Raw genomic sequence first — 16,298 nt, 5'->3', positions numbered from 1 at the left:
GGGTGCGAATCTCTATGTACCGTGGCTCATCAAAGGCGTCATCGACCAAGTCCTTGCCGATAAAGATATGATGATGCTCAATCTCATTGCAGTCAGCATCGTAGTAGCATTTTTCTTGCGCGGCGTGTTCCTCTACGGTCAACATTACTTGATGTCATACATCGCCCAAAAAGTCATCATTGACGTGCGTGATTCCATTTATCGTAAATTGCAGAAACTGCCCATCTCGTATTTTGAGAAACGTCAGACGGGTACCGTTATGAGTTACGTCACGAACGACGTTGCCGCAATGCAGGCAGGTCTTGCCGATCACGTCATCGACATGATAACCGAAAGCGTTATCCTCATCGGTTCGTTCGCGATGATGTGCTGGCTTCACTGGAAGCTGACACTTCTTACACTCATTATCGTACCGCTCGTCGGTTATACGATGAATATTTTCGGACGCAAATTGAAGCAGACGAGCTTCACGATGCAAGAGCGTGTCGCAGATATCACCTCGCTTTTACAAGAAGCACTCTCTGCCATTCGTGTTATCCGCTCGTTCGTCCGCGAAGACCATGAGATCGAACGATTCGGCAAGCAGAATCAAGCCAACTTTATTGCGCAGATGAAAAATGCGAAACTGATGGCGATGCTTGCTCCGGTCGTTGAATTCTTGGCGGCGATCAGTGTCACGCTCATTCTGTGGTATGGCGGTATGGTAGTTATTGACGGCAACTTGACGGCAGGTGCGCTCATCGCATTCCTCGTATATGCAGTCAATTTGTCGAACCCGATCAAACGATTGAGCCGTGTATACGGCAATATCCAAAAAGCTATCGCGGCGGCGGAACGTGTATTCGCCGTACTTGATACGGAAGAAGAGATCACCGACGCGCCCGATGCGAAAAAAATGCCGATTGTCAAAGGCAATGTAAAACTTACTGATGTAAAATTCTCGTATGTAGAAGGCGAGCTTGCGATCAAAGGTATCTCGATGGAAGCACAGCCCGGCCAGATGATCGCCATCGTCGGTGCCAGCGGCAGCGGTAAATCGACCATCGCCAACCTGATCCCTCGTTTCTACGATATTCAATCGGGCTCTATCGAAATAGACGGATATGATATCCGCTCGGTCACGCAGCAATCGCTCCGTGAACAGATCGGTATCGTACCGCAGGAAACGGTGCTCTTTAACGGTACGGTATACGAAAACATCCGTTACGGCAACCTCGATGCGACAAAAGATGAGATCATTGCCGCGGCAAAAGCTGCCAATGCGCATGAATTCATCTCGCAGATGCCTGATGGATATGAAACGCAGATCGGTGAACGTGGTGCGCTCCTCTCGGGCGGTCAGCGTCAACGTATCGCCATTGCACGCGCGATACTCAAAGACCCGCAGATCCTTATCCTAGATGAAGCGACGAGCGCGCTCGATACCGAAAGCGAAAAGATCGTACAAGAAGCGCTCGACAAACTCCTTGTCGGCAGAACAAGCTTCGTCATCGCCCATCGTTTGTCGACGATCGTTCGCGCCGATGTCATCATCGTCATGGAACGCGGCGAGATCGTTGAACGCGGTACCCATGACGAGCTGCTCGAAAAAGGCGGTATCTACAGCAAACTCCACCAAATGCAGCAACGTGATAAACAAGAAGAAAACTAACAGCGGGAGGAAACGTCTCGATGCAATATTTATATAATATCGTGGCTATTCTGCTCGTCATTGTGGCAACACCGGTACTCATCTATCGTGCGATCCGCGAAGACGGATTCGTCGAACGCGTCCGTCAAAGTATCTTCGGACAAGTACCGCAAGACGATGTAGATCGTGTAGCAGGCAAAAACTGCATCTGGCTTCACGCGGCATCGGTCGGTGAGATCGTAGCGGCAAGTCCGCTCGTCAAAGAATTCCACAAAGAATTCCCACGCCGTCCTATCCTCGTATCGGTCGTAACATCCAGCGGTTACGACATGGCGAAACGCATCTTAAAAGATGCCGACAGCATCATTTATTTCCCAATGGATCTGCCGTTTTTAGGTGAGCGCGTTATCAAACGTATTCGCCCGGGCGTATTCATGCCTGTCGAAACAGAGCTGTGGCCTAACTTCTTAAAAGCAATTCGTAAATATAAGATACCAGCAATGATGGTCAATGGTCGTATCAGCGACAAGAGCGTAAAGCGTTACCATTACTTGCGCGGACTCCTCAAAGATATGCTCGGCACGATCGACAAATTCTGCATGCAGTCGCCGATCGACGCGCAGTATATCATCCAACTCGGTGCAGACCCGTCGCTCGTTACGGTAACGGGCAATACCAAATTCGACCAAACGTATACGAGCGTCAGTGAATCGGAGCGCGAAGAACTCTGCGAAAAACTTCACTTGACCGGCGCGTATCCGATCCTCATGGCGGGCAGTACCCATCGCGGAGAAGAAGAGATCCTCCTCGATTCGTTCCTCAAAGTCAAAAAAGAATATCCGACAGCCAAAATGATCCTTGCACCGCGTGATATCATGCGCGCAGGCGACCTTTCCCGTATGGTGCAGAAGAAAGGTATGACAAGCATCCTCCGTACCGAAGCCGATAAAGCAGGCGGCGGAGATGTCATCCTCCTTGATACCATCGGCGAACTTGGCCGTCTTTACAGCGTCGGCGACATCGTATTTGTCGGCGGCAGCCTTATCGAACAAGGCGGTCACAACATCTTGGAACCTGCCGCACACGGCAAAGCCATCCTCGTTGGACCGTATATGTTCAACTTCAAAGACAGCTACGCACTCTTCTCGGGTCGCGGTGCTTGTCTTACGGTGCATAACGAAGCGGAACTGACCGATACCGTCTTGCGCCTTATGAACAATGGCGAAGAAAAACGTGCCATGGAAGAACAGACACTTCAGATCATCGCCGAAAACGGCGGTGCCGCACTGAAAAGCCGTGAAGAACTCAGAGAACTTCTCGACCGCGTCGGCGAACGTCGCGTGTCGATCCACAAAGAACGCTTCCTCGATCACAAAGAACGCGTCATGCAGTACCTCTACACACTCGTATATAACGGAGAAGAAGGACTCTTCCGTTCGAGCGTACTCGCACTCCTCAGATTCTGCTCCATCATCTATGGTGCTATGGTCGCACTCAATCTCGGTTTGTTCAAAAAAGGAATCATTCCGCAGACCAAACTCAATGCGACAGTAATCAGCCTTGGTAACATTACCGTCGGCGGTACCGGTAAAACACCGACAGCCGAACGCATTGCAAAATGGATACGTGACGACGGACATCGTGTAGCCATCCTCAACCGTGGTTATCGTGCGAAATGGAAAGGCAGCGTCGGTGTCGTATCCGACGGCTCTAAAATATATATGTCGGCAAGCGAAGCCGGTGACGAAGCATACCTTCTCGCCAAAAATCTGCCCGGCGTTGCCGTTATCATAGGCAGTGACCGTTCCAAAACAGGTGCACATGCGATCAATAAACTTGGTGTTGATGTACTCATCCTAGACGATGGTTATCAGCACTGGAAACTCGATCGCGACCTTGATATCGTACTCATCGACGCGGCAGCCAACAGCTTCGGCAACAACTACATCCTGCCGCGTGGTACTCTTCGCGAAACCCTCCCGAACCTCGACCGTGCCGATATCTGTCTTTTGACCAAAGTAGACCAGGCAGAAGCAGGTAACTGTGAGCTCGTCTGCGACACGATCCGCAAGTACAATCAGCATGCGCCGATCATTCAAAGTATCCACGACTCCGTATGCTTCCTTGAGATCGCTGACTGGTATAAGAGCATTCCCGATAGTGAAATTGCACTCGAAACGATCAAAGGTCAACGTATCATCGCCTTCTCGGCGATCGGTAATCCAAAATCGTTCGAACAATCTATTGCAAGTCGCGGCGCAGAGATCGTCGATGCGATCCGCTTCCAGGATCATCACGAATACACCATGGCAGAAATGCAGGACATCTTGGAAAGCGCAGTCCAAAAGAATGTATGTGCACTCGTCACGACCGAAAAAGACGCCGTCAAGATCCCGCCGGAGTTCATTCACTCCAAACGCGGACTTCCTGTGTATATCCTGAAAATGGAATTGAAAATTTTGCCGTCGCATGAAGAATTCTTGCAGGCAATCAAGAAGAAAATGAAGAATTAGTAAATGTTAAGGAGAAATTACAATGAACGTTTTGTGTGTCATTCCGGCACGATACGCATCGACGCGTCTGCCGGGTAAACCGCTGGCTGATATTGCGGGCAAACCGATGATCCAGAGAGTATACGAACGAGCAAGTCAGGCGACTGTACCGACTGCGGTACTCGTTGCGACCGACCATCCGCTCGTAGAAGAAGCTGTCAAGAAATTCGGCGGCATCGTCATGATGACCTCTCCCGATCATCCGACGGGAACAGATCGTCTGGCCGAAGTAGCCGAATCGTATACAGATGCTGATGTCATCATCAACGTACAAGGTGACGAACCGCTTATCGCGCCCGATGTCATCGACAGACTTGCAATGCTCTTCGCCGATGACGAAACGCTCCAGATGGCGACTGTTATCACAAAACTCGACGCAGAGGAGGCAGCCGACCCCAATGCGGTCAAGTGCGTAACGGATAAAAAAGGCGACGCGCTCTATTTCTCGCGCTCGCTCATTCCGTATCCGCGCGTTCAGGGTAAAGCTCCCATCTATAAGCATATCGGTATCTATGCGTATCGCCGAGATTTCCTTCTTGCGTATGCGAAAATGGAACCGACGCCGCTCGAACAAGCCGAATCGCTTGAACAGCTTCGTGCACTCGAAAATGGCTTTGCCATCAGAACCATCTTTACCGACCATCAATTCATCGGTATCGATACGAAAGAAGACTTAGAGAGAATCAACCGACTCTTTTTGGAAAAGGAGATATAAGATATGAACATTGTGAAATTCGGTAATATCGAAGTTGGCGGACAGAATCCGCTCGTACTCTTGGCGGGTCCGTGCGTTCTCGAAGGCTATGAACGCAGCCTTAAGATCGGACGTGCGATCAAAGAGATCACCGACCGTCTTGGTATTCCGTATGTATTCAAAGCATCGTTTGACAAAGCAAACCGCTCGTCGTACAAAGCATATCGCGGCCCCGGTATCGATGAAGGGCTTGCGATGCTCGCAGCTATCAAAAAAGAACTCGGCGTACCTGTTGTCAGCGATGTCCATGAGTGCGATCAGATCGAAAAAGCTGCCAAAGTTCTCGACATCATGCAGATCCCGGCATTCCTTTGTCGTCAGACAGACCTTCTCGAAACGGTTGCTAAAAGCGGCTGTGTCGTTAACGTTAAAAAAGGTCAGTTTCTTGCGCCCGACGATATGAAAAACGTCGTTGACAAATTGAAACATGCAGGTGCAGAAAACATCATGCTTACCGAACGCGGTGCATCTTTTGGTTATCATAACCTTGTTGTTGATATGCGCGGTCTTGCTATCATGCGTGAATGCGGGTATCCTGTTATCTTTGATGCAACGCACAGCGTACAGCTCCCGGGTGGCGGCGGTACGTGCTCGAGCGGTCAGCGTCAGTTCGTCAGCACGCTTACTCGTGCGGCAGTAGCAACAGGCATCGACGGACTTTTCATGGAGATCCATGACAACCCGGAAGAAGCTCTCTGCGATGGCCCGAATATGCTCGCGGTAGACCAGCTTGAAGATGTATTAAAAGACGTATTGGCGATCGATGCAATTGTGCGTCGCCATAAATAAGACGGAGGCCATCTTATGATGATTGAACAAGCCAAACAAGTACTCAAAATAGAATCGGATGCGATTTTGTCGCTCCTCGACCGTATCGATGCTCATTTTGTTGATGCCGTTCGTATGATCCTCGACTGTCGCGGTCGTGTCGTTGTAACAGGCATGGGCAAATCGGGTATCATCGGTAAAAAGATCACGGCAACGCTTGCCAGCACAGGCACACCGTCGTTCTTCCTCCATCCTGCGGAAGGTATTCACGGTGACCTCGGTATGGTAACGGCAGACGATGTCGTACTCGCGCTTTCCAACAGCGGTGAAACGGGAGAGATCCTCAACATCCTGCCGAGCATCAAACGTATCGGTGCGAAGATCATCGCACTCTGCGGCGTAGAAAGCTCTACACTCGTCAAAAATGCAGAAGTATTCTTGAATGCAGGCGTAGAACGCGAAGCCTGTCCGCTCGGATTGGCACCGACCGCATCTACGACGGCGGCACTTGCCATGGGCGATGCGCTCGCAGTCGCACTCTTGTCGGAACGCAACTTCACGCCGTCCGACTTTGCACTGTTCCATCCGGGTGGTTCGCTCGGACGTAAACTGCTCTTGACTGTAGAAAAAGTCATGCACGCAGGCGAGGACAATCCGAAAGTAACGGAAGACCAGTCGGTCAAAACAGCACTCTTTACAATGACGGCAAAAGGTCTTGGTGCGGCATCTGTCGTAAGTAGCGACGGCTATCTCCTCGGTATCATCACTGACGGTGACATTCGCCGCGGTCTTGCCAAAGGTCACGAATTCCTCGACTATCCGGTCAGCCGTATCATGACGCGCACGCCGAAAACGATCACCAAGGACAAATTGGCAGCTGAAGCACTCCATATCATGGAGAAAAATGCTCCCAGACCGATCACTGTTCTTCCTGTTGTCGATGAAAAATTCCGTGCGATCGGTATTCTCCACTTGACTGACCTTCTCCGTCAGGGAGTGGTATAATGAACGAACGGATCAAACGAGTCAAAATGCTCATCTTGGACGTTGACGGCGTATTGACGAACGGACAGATATTCTTCGGCAATGAAGGTGAGCTGTTTAAGCAATTCAACGTACAAGACGGTATGGGCATCTCGCTCTTTCGTCAAGCCGGACACAAAGTCGCTGTGATAACAGGTCGTACGAGTGACATCGTTCGTCTTCGCAGTGCAGAACTCAAGATAGATGATGTATATCAAGGCAGTATGAGCAAAAAAGCGGCACTTGCCGATCTTTTGGCCAAACATGACCTCAAGGCAGAAGAGGTCTGCTATATTGGCGATGACCTCATAGATATTCCCGTCATGAACCGTGTTGGACTGCCTTGCGCAGTAGCCAATGCGGTAGCGGAAGTCAAAGCAGCCGCCGTATACATCTCCCAAAAAGAAGGCGGTCGCGGTGCGGTGCGTGAGATCGTTGAAATGATCTTAAAAAAACAAGACCGTTTTGAAGCGCTCATCGCAAAATACCGTGACGACGCGCCCGAAGGTACGGCGCAATAATTCAAAAAAGGTGGATATCATGCAGTACCGTTTATTGAAAACAATGAGTAAACTGGTATGCCTCTTGCCGTACGGAGCACTTGCTCCCATTGGTAAAGGCCTCGGTACGCTCTATTATCATATCGTCAAAAAACAACGCAATCTGTCGATCGCACATATGCGTCGCGGAATGGGATATTCTGAAGAAGAAGCCGAAAAAATGACGATGAAACTCTGTCATCATATGGGACAGAGCTTCCTTGAAATGATGTGGATGCCTCGTCTGAACAAAGACAACATCTCCAAATATGTAGAGATGGATCATCCCGAATACGTTGCCGACGCACTCAAAGACGGTCACGGTGTCGTCGTACTCACAGCGCATATCGGTAACTGGGAATGGATGGCGGCACGATTGGCGATGGAAGGATTCCCTGTTACGACAGTCGTAAAACGCCAGCCGAACGATCAGCATACGAAGATACTCAATGAGTATCGCGAAATGGTCGGCGTAGAAGTATTCTCGCGCGGCACGACCGAGTTGGTCGCTGCGGCCAAAGCGCTCAAAAAAGGCAAGATCCTCGGATTCCTTGCCGACCAAGACGCAGGTAAAAGCGGCGCGTTCATCGAATTTTTGGGCGAGATGGCATCGACCCCGTTAGGGCCTGCCGTATTTGCAAAACGATTCCGTTCTCCAGTCATCCCGATCTTTATCGTGCGCAAACCGGAAGGCGGTCATCAGATGCTCATTCAGCCTCCTGTACAGCTCCAAGCAACAGGTGATGAAGAAAGAGATCTCTATGAAAATACAAAACGAATGACAAAAATCATTGAAGATGTGATTCGTGCGTATCCGCAGAACTGGTTGTGGTTCCAACGACGTTGGAATACGCCGATCGAGAAAGCGGATGAGAAAGCACTGAAGGCGCAGTAAAGGAGCGCAATCATGAACAAGAAAATTATGGCAGTCATTGCGCTGTTTGCTGTTTTGATCGGTGGGTTCATCTGGTATATCTCAGACGAAGGTCCCGATATCACGCAGAAGGTAAAGGAACAAGTACCTGACCGAATGATGACTTACAGTGGTAATGCTCTGAAAGAAGAAAAAAACGGTAAACTTATCTGGGAAGTAACGGCAGAAACGATGCAGATCGATCTTGAGTCGAACGCCATTGTGATGCAAGATATGAAAGGTGCGTTCTATCGTGAAGATGGTACGGTCACCGAATTGACAGCAAAAGAAGCGTCGTACGATCAGAAAGAAAACATCATTACGATGGATGGTTCGATCGAAGCAAGTCAGTCGGATGGCGGAAAGCTGAAAGCCGACAAGGCAAGATACGACGGTAAGAAAAAACACCTCTATTGCGATGGCAATGTCGAAGTCAAAAAAGACGGCTACCTCGTAACGGGCGACCATATGGTTGCCGATCAGACGAGCGGCAAGATCCGTGTTGACGGCAATGCACACGCGATTCAGATAGGAGAGTGATACGAATGAAATGGAAAGCAGCCGGAATAGGTATGATGCTTACGCTGATGGCGGCGATGCCGATCGTTGGTGCGGTAGATGCTCCTGTTGATATGAAAGCCGACAGCATCGAATATGATTCGAAAAAAGGTGTACTCAGAGCAAACGGCCATGTCGTGATCGTGCAGGGTACTGCACGTGTACAGGGTGCACACGCTGTTTATAATATGAAAGCAAAAGAAGGTACTGTCACGGGCGGTGTTGTGATGCATCAAGAAGGAGCAACGCTCAAGGCAAACCAAGTCGATATTGCAAACGAAACCGTATTCACGGCAACGGGCAATGTTGATCTTACAAAAGAAAACAACCGTTTGACAGGCCCGCGCCTTGTCTATTATACGGATAAAGAATTTGCGGTAGCCGACGGCAATGCAACGCTTAAAACTGCGGATGGCACGCTCAAAGCACCGCGCATCGAAGCATCGATGCCGAAAGAAGAAGCTGTGGCAACAGGCGGTGTGCAGATCAACAGCCAGACCCACAACTTGACGGCAACGAGCGATCAAGCGTTCTATTACGGAGAGAAAACGGGTCAGAATAAGATCGTCTTAAAAGGCAACGCGCATGCGGTGCAAAACGGCAATCAACTCCAAGGCAACGAGCTGACCATCCTTCTCGACGATAACGAGCTCCAATCGCGAGGCGGCAGTCATTTGGTGATCAAAGATACGAATGATGCGAACTCTTAACAGTGAGAGGAACGAATAAAGTATGATTATCAGAACGGAAAATTTGGTCAAAACGTATAAAAACCGCAACGTTGTAGACGGTGTCAGCATCCAAGTAAAAAAAGGCGAGATCGTCGGACTTCTCGGTCCGAACGGCGCAGGCAAAACGACGACCTTCTATATGATCGTCGGTCTTGAACATCCGTCGTCAGGAAGTGTCTATGTCGGCGACAACGAAGTGTCGGGCATGCCAATGCACTTGCGTTCGCGTCTGGGGATCGGATATTTGGCGCAGGAGGCGTCGATCTTCCGCAAGCTGTCGGTAGAAGACAACCTCCGTGCGATTTTGGAAACGACCTCGATGACGAAAGATGAACGTGAGGCGAAGCTTGAGAGTCTCTTAGACGAATTTAACGTACAGCATGTCAGACAGCGCAAAGGAAGCGAACTGTCGGGCGGGGAACGTCGTCGCGTAGAGATCGCCAGATGTCTTGCCGTTGAGCCGAACTTCATTCTGCTCGACGAACCGTTCGCGGGTGTTGACCCGATCGCGGTCGCAGATATCCAGTCGATCGTGTCGTATTTGAAACAGCGCGGCATCGGAATCTTGATCACAGACCATAACGTGCGTGAAACACTCAGCATTGTAGACCGTGCGTATATTTTAAGCGAAGGCAAGATCCTGATAGAAGGGGATTCCAAAACGATCGCCGAAAGTGAAATCGCACGGAAATTCTATCTGGGCGAAAATTTCAGTATGTGATCGTCACAATTTGAGTGTGTAGGGAGAACGGTATGCGAATATTAGATAAGTATATTATAAAAGAATTATTGGGACCGTTTGTCTTTGGTATCTGTGCATTTTGCAGTGTGTTCATCGGTTCGAGCACACTCTTTCGAATCGCGCAGTATATTACCGAATACGGTGCTTCGATAACGGCCGTTGCGAAGCTTTTTGTATTCAGCTTGCCTGCTATCATTGTATTGACATTCCCGATGTCGATGCTTCTGGCATCTCTTTTGGCATTCGGTCGCTTGTCGTCGAGCAGTGAGATCACCGCTATGAAATCGGGCGGGATCAGCTTCTTTCGATTGACGACGCCTGTTTTTATCGTAGCGTTCATTGTCAGCTTATTTACCGTCGGATTCAACGAGATCGTTGTTCCGAGAGCGAATACTGCTTATCAGGATACGCTCGAATACGAGATCAAAAATAACATGGCAGCTCGTTCGCAAAAACATCTCGTCATCAAGGATGTCAAAAACGGCAACATGGAACGACTCGTTTATGTACGTGAATTTGATGCCACGACGAATATGATGCACGGCATCTCTATCCAAGAATTCGAAAACGAAGAATTGACGCGCATGGAAAGTGCTCCGCGCGCGAAATGGCAGGCTGATAAATGGACGATGTACGATGGTACGATATACAGCTTCGAGCCGGATGGTACAGAACGTACGATGACCTTCAAAGAACAGTTGATGCCGATCAAAAAGACACCGAAACAAGTATCTCGTGAACAAAAAGAGCCGAAAGAAATGACGATCCGCGAACTCAAACAGCAGATCAAGATGCTCAAAAAAGAGTACGTGCCGACAGGCGAGTATGAGCTTGAGATGCATCAGCGATTCGCTATCCCGATGGCATGCTTCGTTTTCGCGCTCATCGGAACACCGCTCGGCATGCAGCCGCAGCGTAAGAGCTCGGCACTCGGATTCGGTATCAGCGTTGCGATCATTTTCATGTATTATGCCATCATGATGATCTCGGGCGCACTCGGTAAAGGTGCCGTTATTCCGCCGATGCTTGCGGCATGGACACCGAATCTCATCGGTATATTGGCAGGTATCTATCTGATACGCAGAGCCTCGAAATAACAGGGAAGGAGGAATGGAATGTACGGGATAGCACTTATTCTCTTTTTGAGTATCATGGGCGGTGCGATCGCCTTTGGCGGTGACCGATTGGGTTCTAAGATAGGCAAGAAACGTCTTTCCATTCTGGGACTTCGCCCTAAACATACATCTATCGTCGTTACCGTCATCACGGGTGCGCTGACAGTTGCGCTGACGATGAGTATATTGACATTTGTTTCGCGTGACGTACGCACAGCCCTTTTTGGCATGGAACAGCTGAAATCAGAGCTCGTATCGCTGTCTAATGAAGTCGAGCAAAAAAGTGCTGAATTGACGAGCAGTCAGGACGCGCTTGCCAAACAGATGGCAGAGTATAACAAGCTCGATGTACAGATCCGTGAAACGACAGAACGGCTCAGCTATATCACGAACGAATTGGCCACTGCGACAGCCGAACGCGACCGTGCGGCAGAAGAGCTCGCTAAGGTGCAAGGTGATTACAGCGTAGCACAAGAACAGCTGACGCTGCTCGAAACGACAAAACAGGAACTTGATCGTCGCGTAGATGACCTGACACAGTCGAAAGGAACACTTGAAACGGAAGTCAAGGAATTGGAAGCGATATCGAATCAGCTCTTGGCAGGTCTTCAGAATATTCGCGAAGGCGCGATCCTTTTCAGAAATGGCGAAGTCTTGGCAACCGCTGTCATCAAGCACGGACTTTCGAAAGAAGAAGCCGTCCAGACACTTCAAGGCGCGATCCAACAGATCAACAACAACATTTTAGCGCGTCTTAATATCAAAGAGCAGAACATCAAAGTTCTCTGGGTATCGCAAGATGATTATGATAAGGCACTCGACAGTATCTTGTCGAGTGATGACGATGTGATCGTTCGCGTTACGGCGGCAGGCAACAGCGTTTATGGCGAAGCTGTCGTCGGTCGTATCGAACATTATTCGAACAAACTCGTCTACCCGCGCGGAACGCTCGTCTATGAACAGTCGTTCAAGGCGGGAGAACGTGTTAATTCGGAAGAAACGGTACTCGTATTCTTGAGTAAAGTCAATGAGGCCGCACTCAAAAGCGGACTCTTGTTCGATCCGCTGCAAGGCACAGTCGGCGTTATGAGTGCCGCTGAAGTATATGCAGCTGTTAATCAGGTGAATAGAGCAGACGGTGATATCGTCTTGCGCGCATATACGCGAGAAGACATCTACACAGTAGGTCCTCTTCGCATTGATATTGAAGTAAAATAAGAGTAGAAATAAGCAGGGAGTTTGACTTAGGTCAGGCTCCCTGTTTTTGCTTGAAAAATGGAAAATTGTTTGCGTTGACCTTATCGACGGATACATGGTATAACTATCTTGGCTGAGCGGTCACCCCACAGGACTTGGGCAGAAGACGGAAAATAGGTACAGCAGAAGATCTGGCAGCAGACAATATCGATCGCTTAGTCATCCTTTTTGGAATACGAGATGCGCATACATACCTACCGAATGCGGTAGGAGTATGGCAAACAGGACATTCGGACGCAAGAGGAAACACGGTCACTCGCTGTCGATGAATATCCGACCTTGTCATATTGGTGCTTCGCACCTGCGAACAGTATCGATTCCAAGGAGGATTCAAAAATGAAAAAAAGATTGTTAAAAACAGCAGTAGTGAGCGCGCTCGCAGTATCGTTTGCGGTTCCCGCGTTTGCGGCAGACGCAAGTGAGCTTTTCTCGGATGTGCCGACAGGCCACTGGGCATATGATGCCGTAATGAGCCTTGCAGACGCAGGCCTCATCGAAGGATATGAAGACGGCAGTTTCGGCGGTGAGCGTACGATGACGCGCTACGAGATGGCAAAAGTCGTCGACAGCTTGATGGAACAGGCTGATGTCAGCGAAGAGCAAAAAGCACTTATCGACGATTTGGCAGTTGAGTTCACGAACGAGATCGGATCGCTTCGCGATGAAGTGAACGAAATCAAAGACGAACAAGAGCGTATCAAAGTGAGCGGTGACACCCGTATCCGTTACGCATCGCTCGAAGATAACGGTGACAAGACAGACTACCGTGCGCGTCTTACCGTAGACGGTAAAGTCAGCGACGACATCACGTTCAGTGGTCGAATCGCAACAGGCGATACACCGCATAACGAAGGCGGTGCACATGTCGTACTCGATACGGCGAACATCGGATTCGAGTTATTGGGCCTTGATACGACGCTCGGTCGCCAAGACCTCAAACTCGGCACAGGCATGCTGATGGATGACACCTTCAATGGTGCTGCTGCCCAAAAAGGCGGACTCAAAGTATTCTACGGTAAGTATGATGGTGAAAACTTCGACGGCGATGAGTACAAGGATACCCTTTTCGGTGCAGAATATAAGACGGAACTCGGCGTAGCCGATATCGCGCTTGACTATATGAAAGCCGACGATGCGAATCAAGAATTCTACGGTGCGAATACCGAGATCGGTCTTGGTGACAACTTTGCCTTGAATGCAGAATTCATCAAAGAAAACGAAAGTGGTGACAAAGCACTTGCTTACGGTATCAGCCACAAAAAGACAGGACTTTCGGCAAAATACCGCGATGTTGAGAAAGGTGCCTACACCAGCTTCGGTTCGATGGCATACGACCTTAATACAGGCTCGTTTGCCGATGGATTCAAAGGCATGGAATACAGCTTGACGCATGATGTCAGCGACAATGCAGTGCTTAACATCGTATATCAAGACTTCGAAAAACAAGACGGGACGAAACTTGACGGCAGAACGGCCGCAACGCTCGACATCCGCTTCTAAAAAAACGACAGAAAGGACTGCCAATGGTTGGCAGTCCTTTCTTACTTCATCATAGAAGGGAAATCTCGGTTTTCGCCGAATTGAATCAAAAAGAGAGGAGGCGATGTGATGGGAAGTGTTATAGCGATCGATCCCGGCAGAGATAAATGCGGTGTTGCGATCTTGTCGGAAGACGGCTCGTTCGTACAAGCTGTGATCAAGACGGACGATCTTTGTACATGGGTGAACGATTCTCGTAAGAAGCATAGCGATGCGCCTGTCATCATCGGCAACGGCACAGGCAGTCAGGCTGCGTATGAGCGACTGCGGGCAGAATGTGGTGCAGAGCCTCTTTTTGTAGAAGAGTATAAGACGACAGAAGAAGCACGCAGACGATATTGGCAGGAAAATCCGCCCGCAGGCTGGAGAAGGCTGATGCCCACCTCGATGCAGGTACCACCTGTCCCTGTTGACGGGTATGTAGCGGTCATTTTGGCAGAACGATATCGAAATGCGTTGAAGGAGGAATAACGATGAAAGCAAAACAGATCATAGCAGCAGGACTTATCGCTTTTTCGATGATGTCGGCAGTATCCGACAAAACGGGGGAAGCCGTCAGCGTCGGCGATCTCATCAAAGTCGGAGGTATTACATACCTTGTCGATCGTTATGCGGAAGATATCAATACATTTATCAATAAACTTACCGTCAAGCATGGCGTTACAAGCGAATATGCGACCAAAGTCGTACCGCTCCTGACGGTCGGCGAAAAAGGATATATCGGTGCGGCACAAGTATCAGGCCCGCAAGAACTCGTCGATCAGACGAAAGCTGCGCTCCAATTCGAGGACAGCTTCTTAGGAAAAACGTTCCGTATCAAAGGGTTGATCCCTGTTGATGCGATCACGACGAAGAATTACAAACGTGTGCAGGGTGTTGGCGTATCGGCTCAGATCGATGTAAAAATTTAATGCAAACGCGAGGGGAAGCAGGATTTTTCAGATTTTTTGCGAATTAAAACAAAATAATGACAAGTATGAGGAGGATTATTCAGCATGATTCGTAAATGTAGTGCATTGGCAGTAGCGATGACGTTGGCATTTTCTGTTACCGCAGCTGCTCAGAGTACAGATAATATGACAGTTTTAGATAAAATGGCTAAAATTGAAACGATGTTATACGGCAATGAACAGACGGGGGCACTCGTTGATCGCGCTGCACAGGTAGAACAGGATGTATACGGCGTGGCTTCGAATGAATCTGTTATGGCAAAAGCAGACCGCCTTTATGAAACGATGATCGTCAGCGATGGCGAAGATGCGTCGTTCATGGCAAAATTGAATGCGACCGAATGGGAGATCAAACATGAGATCGAAACGGGTTCGGTAAAATCGAGAATCGAAGATATGGAAACGATCGTCAATGGTGCGCCGTCTACGGGCAATTACAGTGCACGTCTTGATCGTATGATGAAATTGGCATATGCAACGGATGAGTTCGCTACGCAGAGCGTCGTTGTACCGGCTGATACGCTCATTCGTATCGCGCTTATGACACCAATCGACACAGCAACGGATCGTCAAGGCGATATCATCAAATTCCAAGTAGCAGAAGACGTTCTCGTTGACAACGTTCTCGTATTCCCGAAAGGTGCAGTCGGTGAAGGCGTTATCACAAAAGTAACTCCTGCCAAAAGTTTTGGTCGTAATGCAAAACTCGAGATCGACTTCCACTCGCTCGTAGCATTTGACGGCACGACGCAAGACACCATTCTTGGTGAAAAAGCGAAAGAACAGACGAAAACACTTGCTGCTGCAGCAGGTGCCAGCGCAGTCGGTCTTGCTGTACTCGGACCGGTCGGCTTGGTTGGCGGTATCTTCGTTAAAGGGGAAGAACTTCAAGTTCCCGAAGGTGCGCTTATCTACATCCAGACCGAAACCGAAACAGAGATCTGCGGTCTTGTGCAGTAATCTAACATAGGACACTCTCAAGCCTCCGAATACGGTTACATAGCATGTCTTTCCATAGGATTGCTATGTGCCGTATTCGGAGGTGTTTTGTTTTTCGGTAAGGATTTCTTTTCCGAAAAAAGCAGGATACATGAGAATATTGAGCGAATAAATCATAGTTAAAGATATTCTGTGAGTAAAGGCGCTTGAGAGGTGCCTAATAGCAGAAAAAAGGAGTTGCCTTATGAAAAAAAGGGAAAAATGGTTGCGCAGTTTAGTCTGCATGGC

17 protein-coding genes are annotated in these 16,298 nt (G+C 49.2%); 16 read left to right on the top strand and 1 reads right to left on the bottom strand.

What is annotated here, in order from left to right:
* The 16 genes from IJN28_07780 to IJN28_07705 form a co-directional block, all read left to right on the top strand.
* The coding region (locus IJN28_07780) for an ABC transporter ATP-binding protein (protein MBQ6713668.1) at positions 1–1,651 on the top strand (1,651 nt) is incomplete at its 5' end.
* Positions 1,652–1,671: 20 nt separating this feature from the next.
* Complete coding sequence (gene lpxK / locus IJN28_07775) at positions 1,672–4,143, top strand: tetraacyldisaccharide 4'-kinase (protein ID MBQ6713667.1); 2,472 nt, start codon at positions 1,672–1,674, stop codon at positions 4,141–4,143.
* A gap of 22 nt (positions 4,144–4,165) precedes the next feature.
* Complete coding sequence (gene kdsB / locus IJN28_07770; protein MBQ6713666.1) at positions 4,166–4,897, top strand: 3-deoxy-manno-octulosonate cytidylyltransferase; 732 nt, start codon at positions 4,166–4,168, stop codon at positions 4,895–4,897.
* Between the two features lie 3 nt (positions 4,898–4,900).
* Positions 4,901–5,725 carry a 3-deoxy-8-phosphooctulonate synthase gene (gene kdsA, locus IJN28_07765; protein ID MBQ6713665.1) on the top strand — a complete coding sequence of 275 codons (825 nt, stop codon included), beginning with the start codon at positions 4,901–4,903 and terminating at the stop codon, positions 5,723–5,725.
* Between the two features lie 15 nt (positions 5,726–5,740).
* A complete protein-coding gene (locus IJN28_07760) occupies positions 5,741–6,709 on the top strand; it encodes a KpsF/GutQ family sugar-phosphate isomerase (protein ID MBQ6713664.1) in 969 nt (322 codons plus the stop codon).
* Entirely contained in the window at positions 6,709–7,248 is a 540-nt protein-coding gene (locus IJN28_07755) for an HAD-IIIA family hydrolase (GenBank protein MBQ6713663.1), read from the top strand. Before IJN28_07760 ends, IJN28_07755 begins: the two co-directional genes overlap by 1 nt.
* 19 nt (positions 7,249–7,267) lie before the next feature.
* Positions 7,268–8,161, top strand: a complete 894-nt coding sequence (locus IJN28_07750) for a lysophospholipid acyltransferase family protein (protein ID MBQ6713662.1) — start codon at positions 7,268–7,270, stop codon at positions 8,159–8,161.
* Positions 8,162–8,173: 12 nt separating this feature from the next.
* On the top strand, positions 8,174–8,719 hold the full coding sequence (lptC, locus tag IJN28_07745) for an LPS export ABC transporter periplasmic protein LptC (GenBank protein MBQ6713661.1): 546 nt from the start codon (positions 8,174–8,176) through the stop codon (positions 8,717–8,719).
* A gap of 5 nt (positions 8,720–8,724) precedes the next feature.
* A complete protein-coding gene (locus tag IJN28_07740; GenBank protein MBQ6713660.1) occupies positions 8,725–9,447 on the top strand; it encodes an organic solvent tolerance protein OstA in 723 nt (240 codons plus the stop codon).
* 22 nt (positions 9,448–9,469) lie between these two features.
* Positions 9,470–10,189 carry an LPS export ABC transporter ATP-binding protein gene (gene lptB / locus IJN28_07735; GenBank protein MBQ6713659.1) on the top strand — a complete coding sequence of 240 codons (720 nt, stop codon included), beginning with the start codon at positions 9,470–9,472 and terminating at the stop codon, positions 10,187–10,189.
* 32 nt (positions 10,190–10,221) lie between these two features.
* Positions 10,222–11,307 carry an LPS export ABC transporter permease LptG gene (gene lptG / locus IJN28_07730; GenBank protein ID MBQ6713658.1) on the top strand — a complete coding sequence of 362 codons (1,086 nt, stop codon included), beginning with the start codon at positions 10,222–10,224 and terminating at the stop codon, positions 11,305–11,307.
* An 18-nt stretch (positions 11,308–11,325) separates the two neighbouring features.
* Complete coding sequence (locus IJN28_07725; protein ID MBQ6713657.1) at positions 11,326–12,543, top strand: DUF3084 domain-containing protein; 1,218 nt, start codon at positions 11,326–11,328, stop codon at positions 12,541–12,543.
* A gap of 375 nt (positions 12,544–12,918) precedes the next feature.
* Positions 12,919–14,082, top strand: a complete 1,164-nt coding sequence (locus IJN28_07720; protein MBQ6713656.1) for an S-layer homology domain-containing protein — start codon at positions 12,919–12,921, stop codon at positions 14,080–14,082.
* A gap of 108 nt (positions 14,083–14,190) precedes the next feature.
* Positions 14,191–14,592: a pre-16S rRNA-processing nuclease YqgF gene (locus tag IJN28_07715; GenBank protein MBQ6713655.1), complete on the top strand. Its 402-nt coding sequence runs from the start codon at positions 14,191–14,193 to the stop codon at positions 14,590–14,592.
* A 2-nt stretch (positions 14,593–14,594) separates the two neighbouring features.
* Positions 14,595–15,032, top strand: a complete 438-nt coding sequence (locus tag IJN28_07710) for a hypothetical protein (protein MBQ6713654.1) — start codon at positions 14,595–14,597, stop codon at positions 15,030–15,032.
* An 84-nt stretch (positions 15,033–15,116) separates the two neighbouring features.
* Positions 15,117–16,031: a hypothetical protein gene (locus IJN28_07705; protein ID MBQ6713653.1), complete on the top strand. Its 915-nt coding sequence runs from the start codon at positions 15,117–15,119 to the stop codon at positions 16,029–16,031.
* A gap of 63 nt (positions 16,032–16,094) precedes the next feature.
* Here the strand turns inward: IJN28_07705 and IJN28_07700 are convergent.
* The coding region (locus IJN28_07700) for a hypothetical protein (GenBank protein ID MBQ6713652.1) at positions 16,095–16,298 on the bottom strand (204 nt) is incomplete at its 5' end.

The sequence above is a fragment of the Selenomonadales bacterium genome (genome assembly GCA_017442105.1).
Classification (GTDB): Bacteria; Bacillota; Negativicutes; order RGIG982; family RGIG982; genus RGIG982.
Note: the sequence above shows the minus strand (reverse complement) of the source record. Positions and strands in the feature narration are given on the sequence as shown.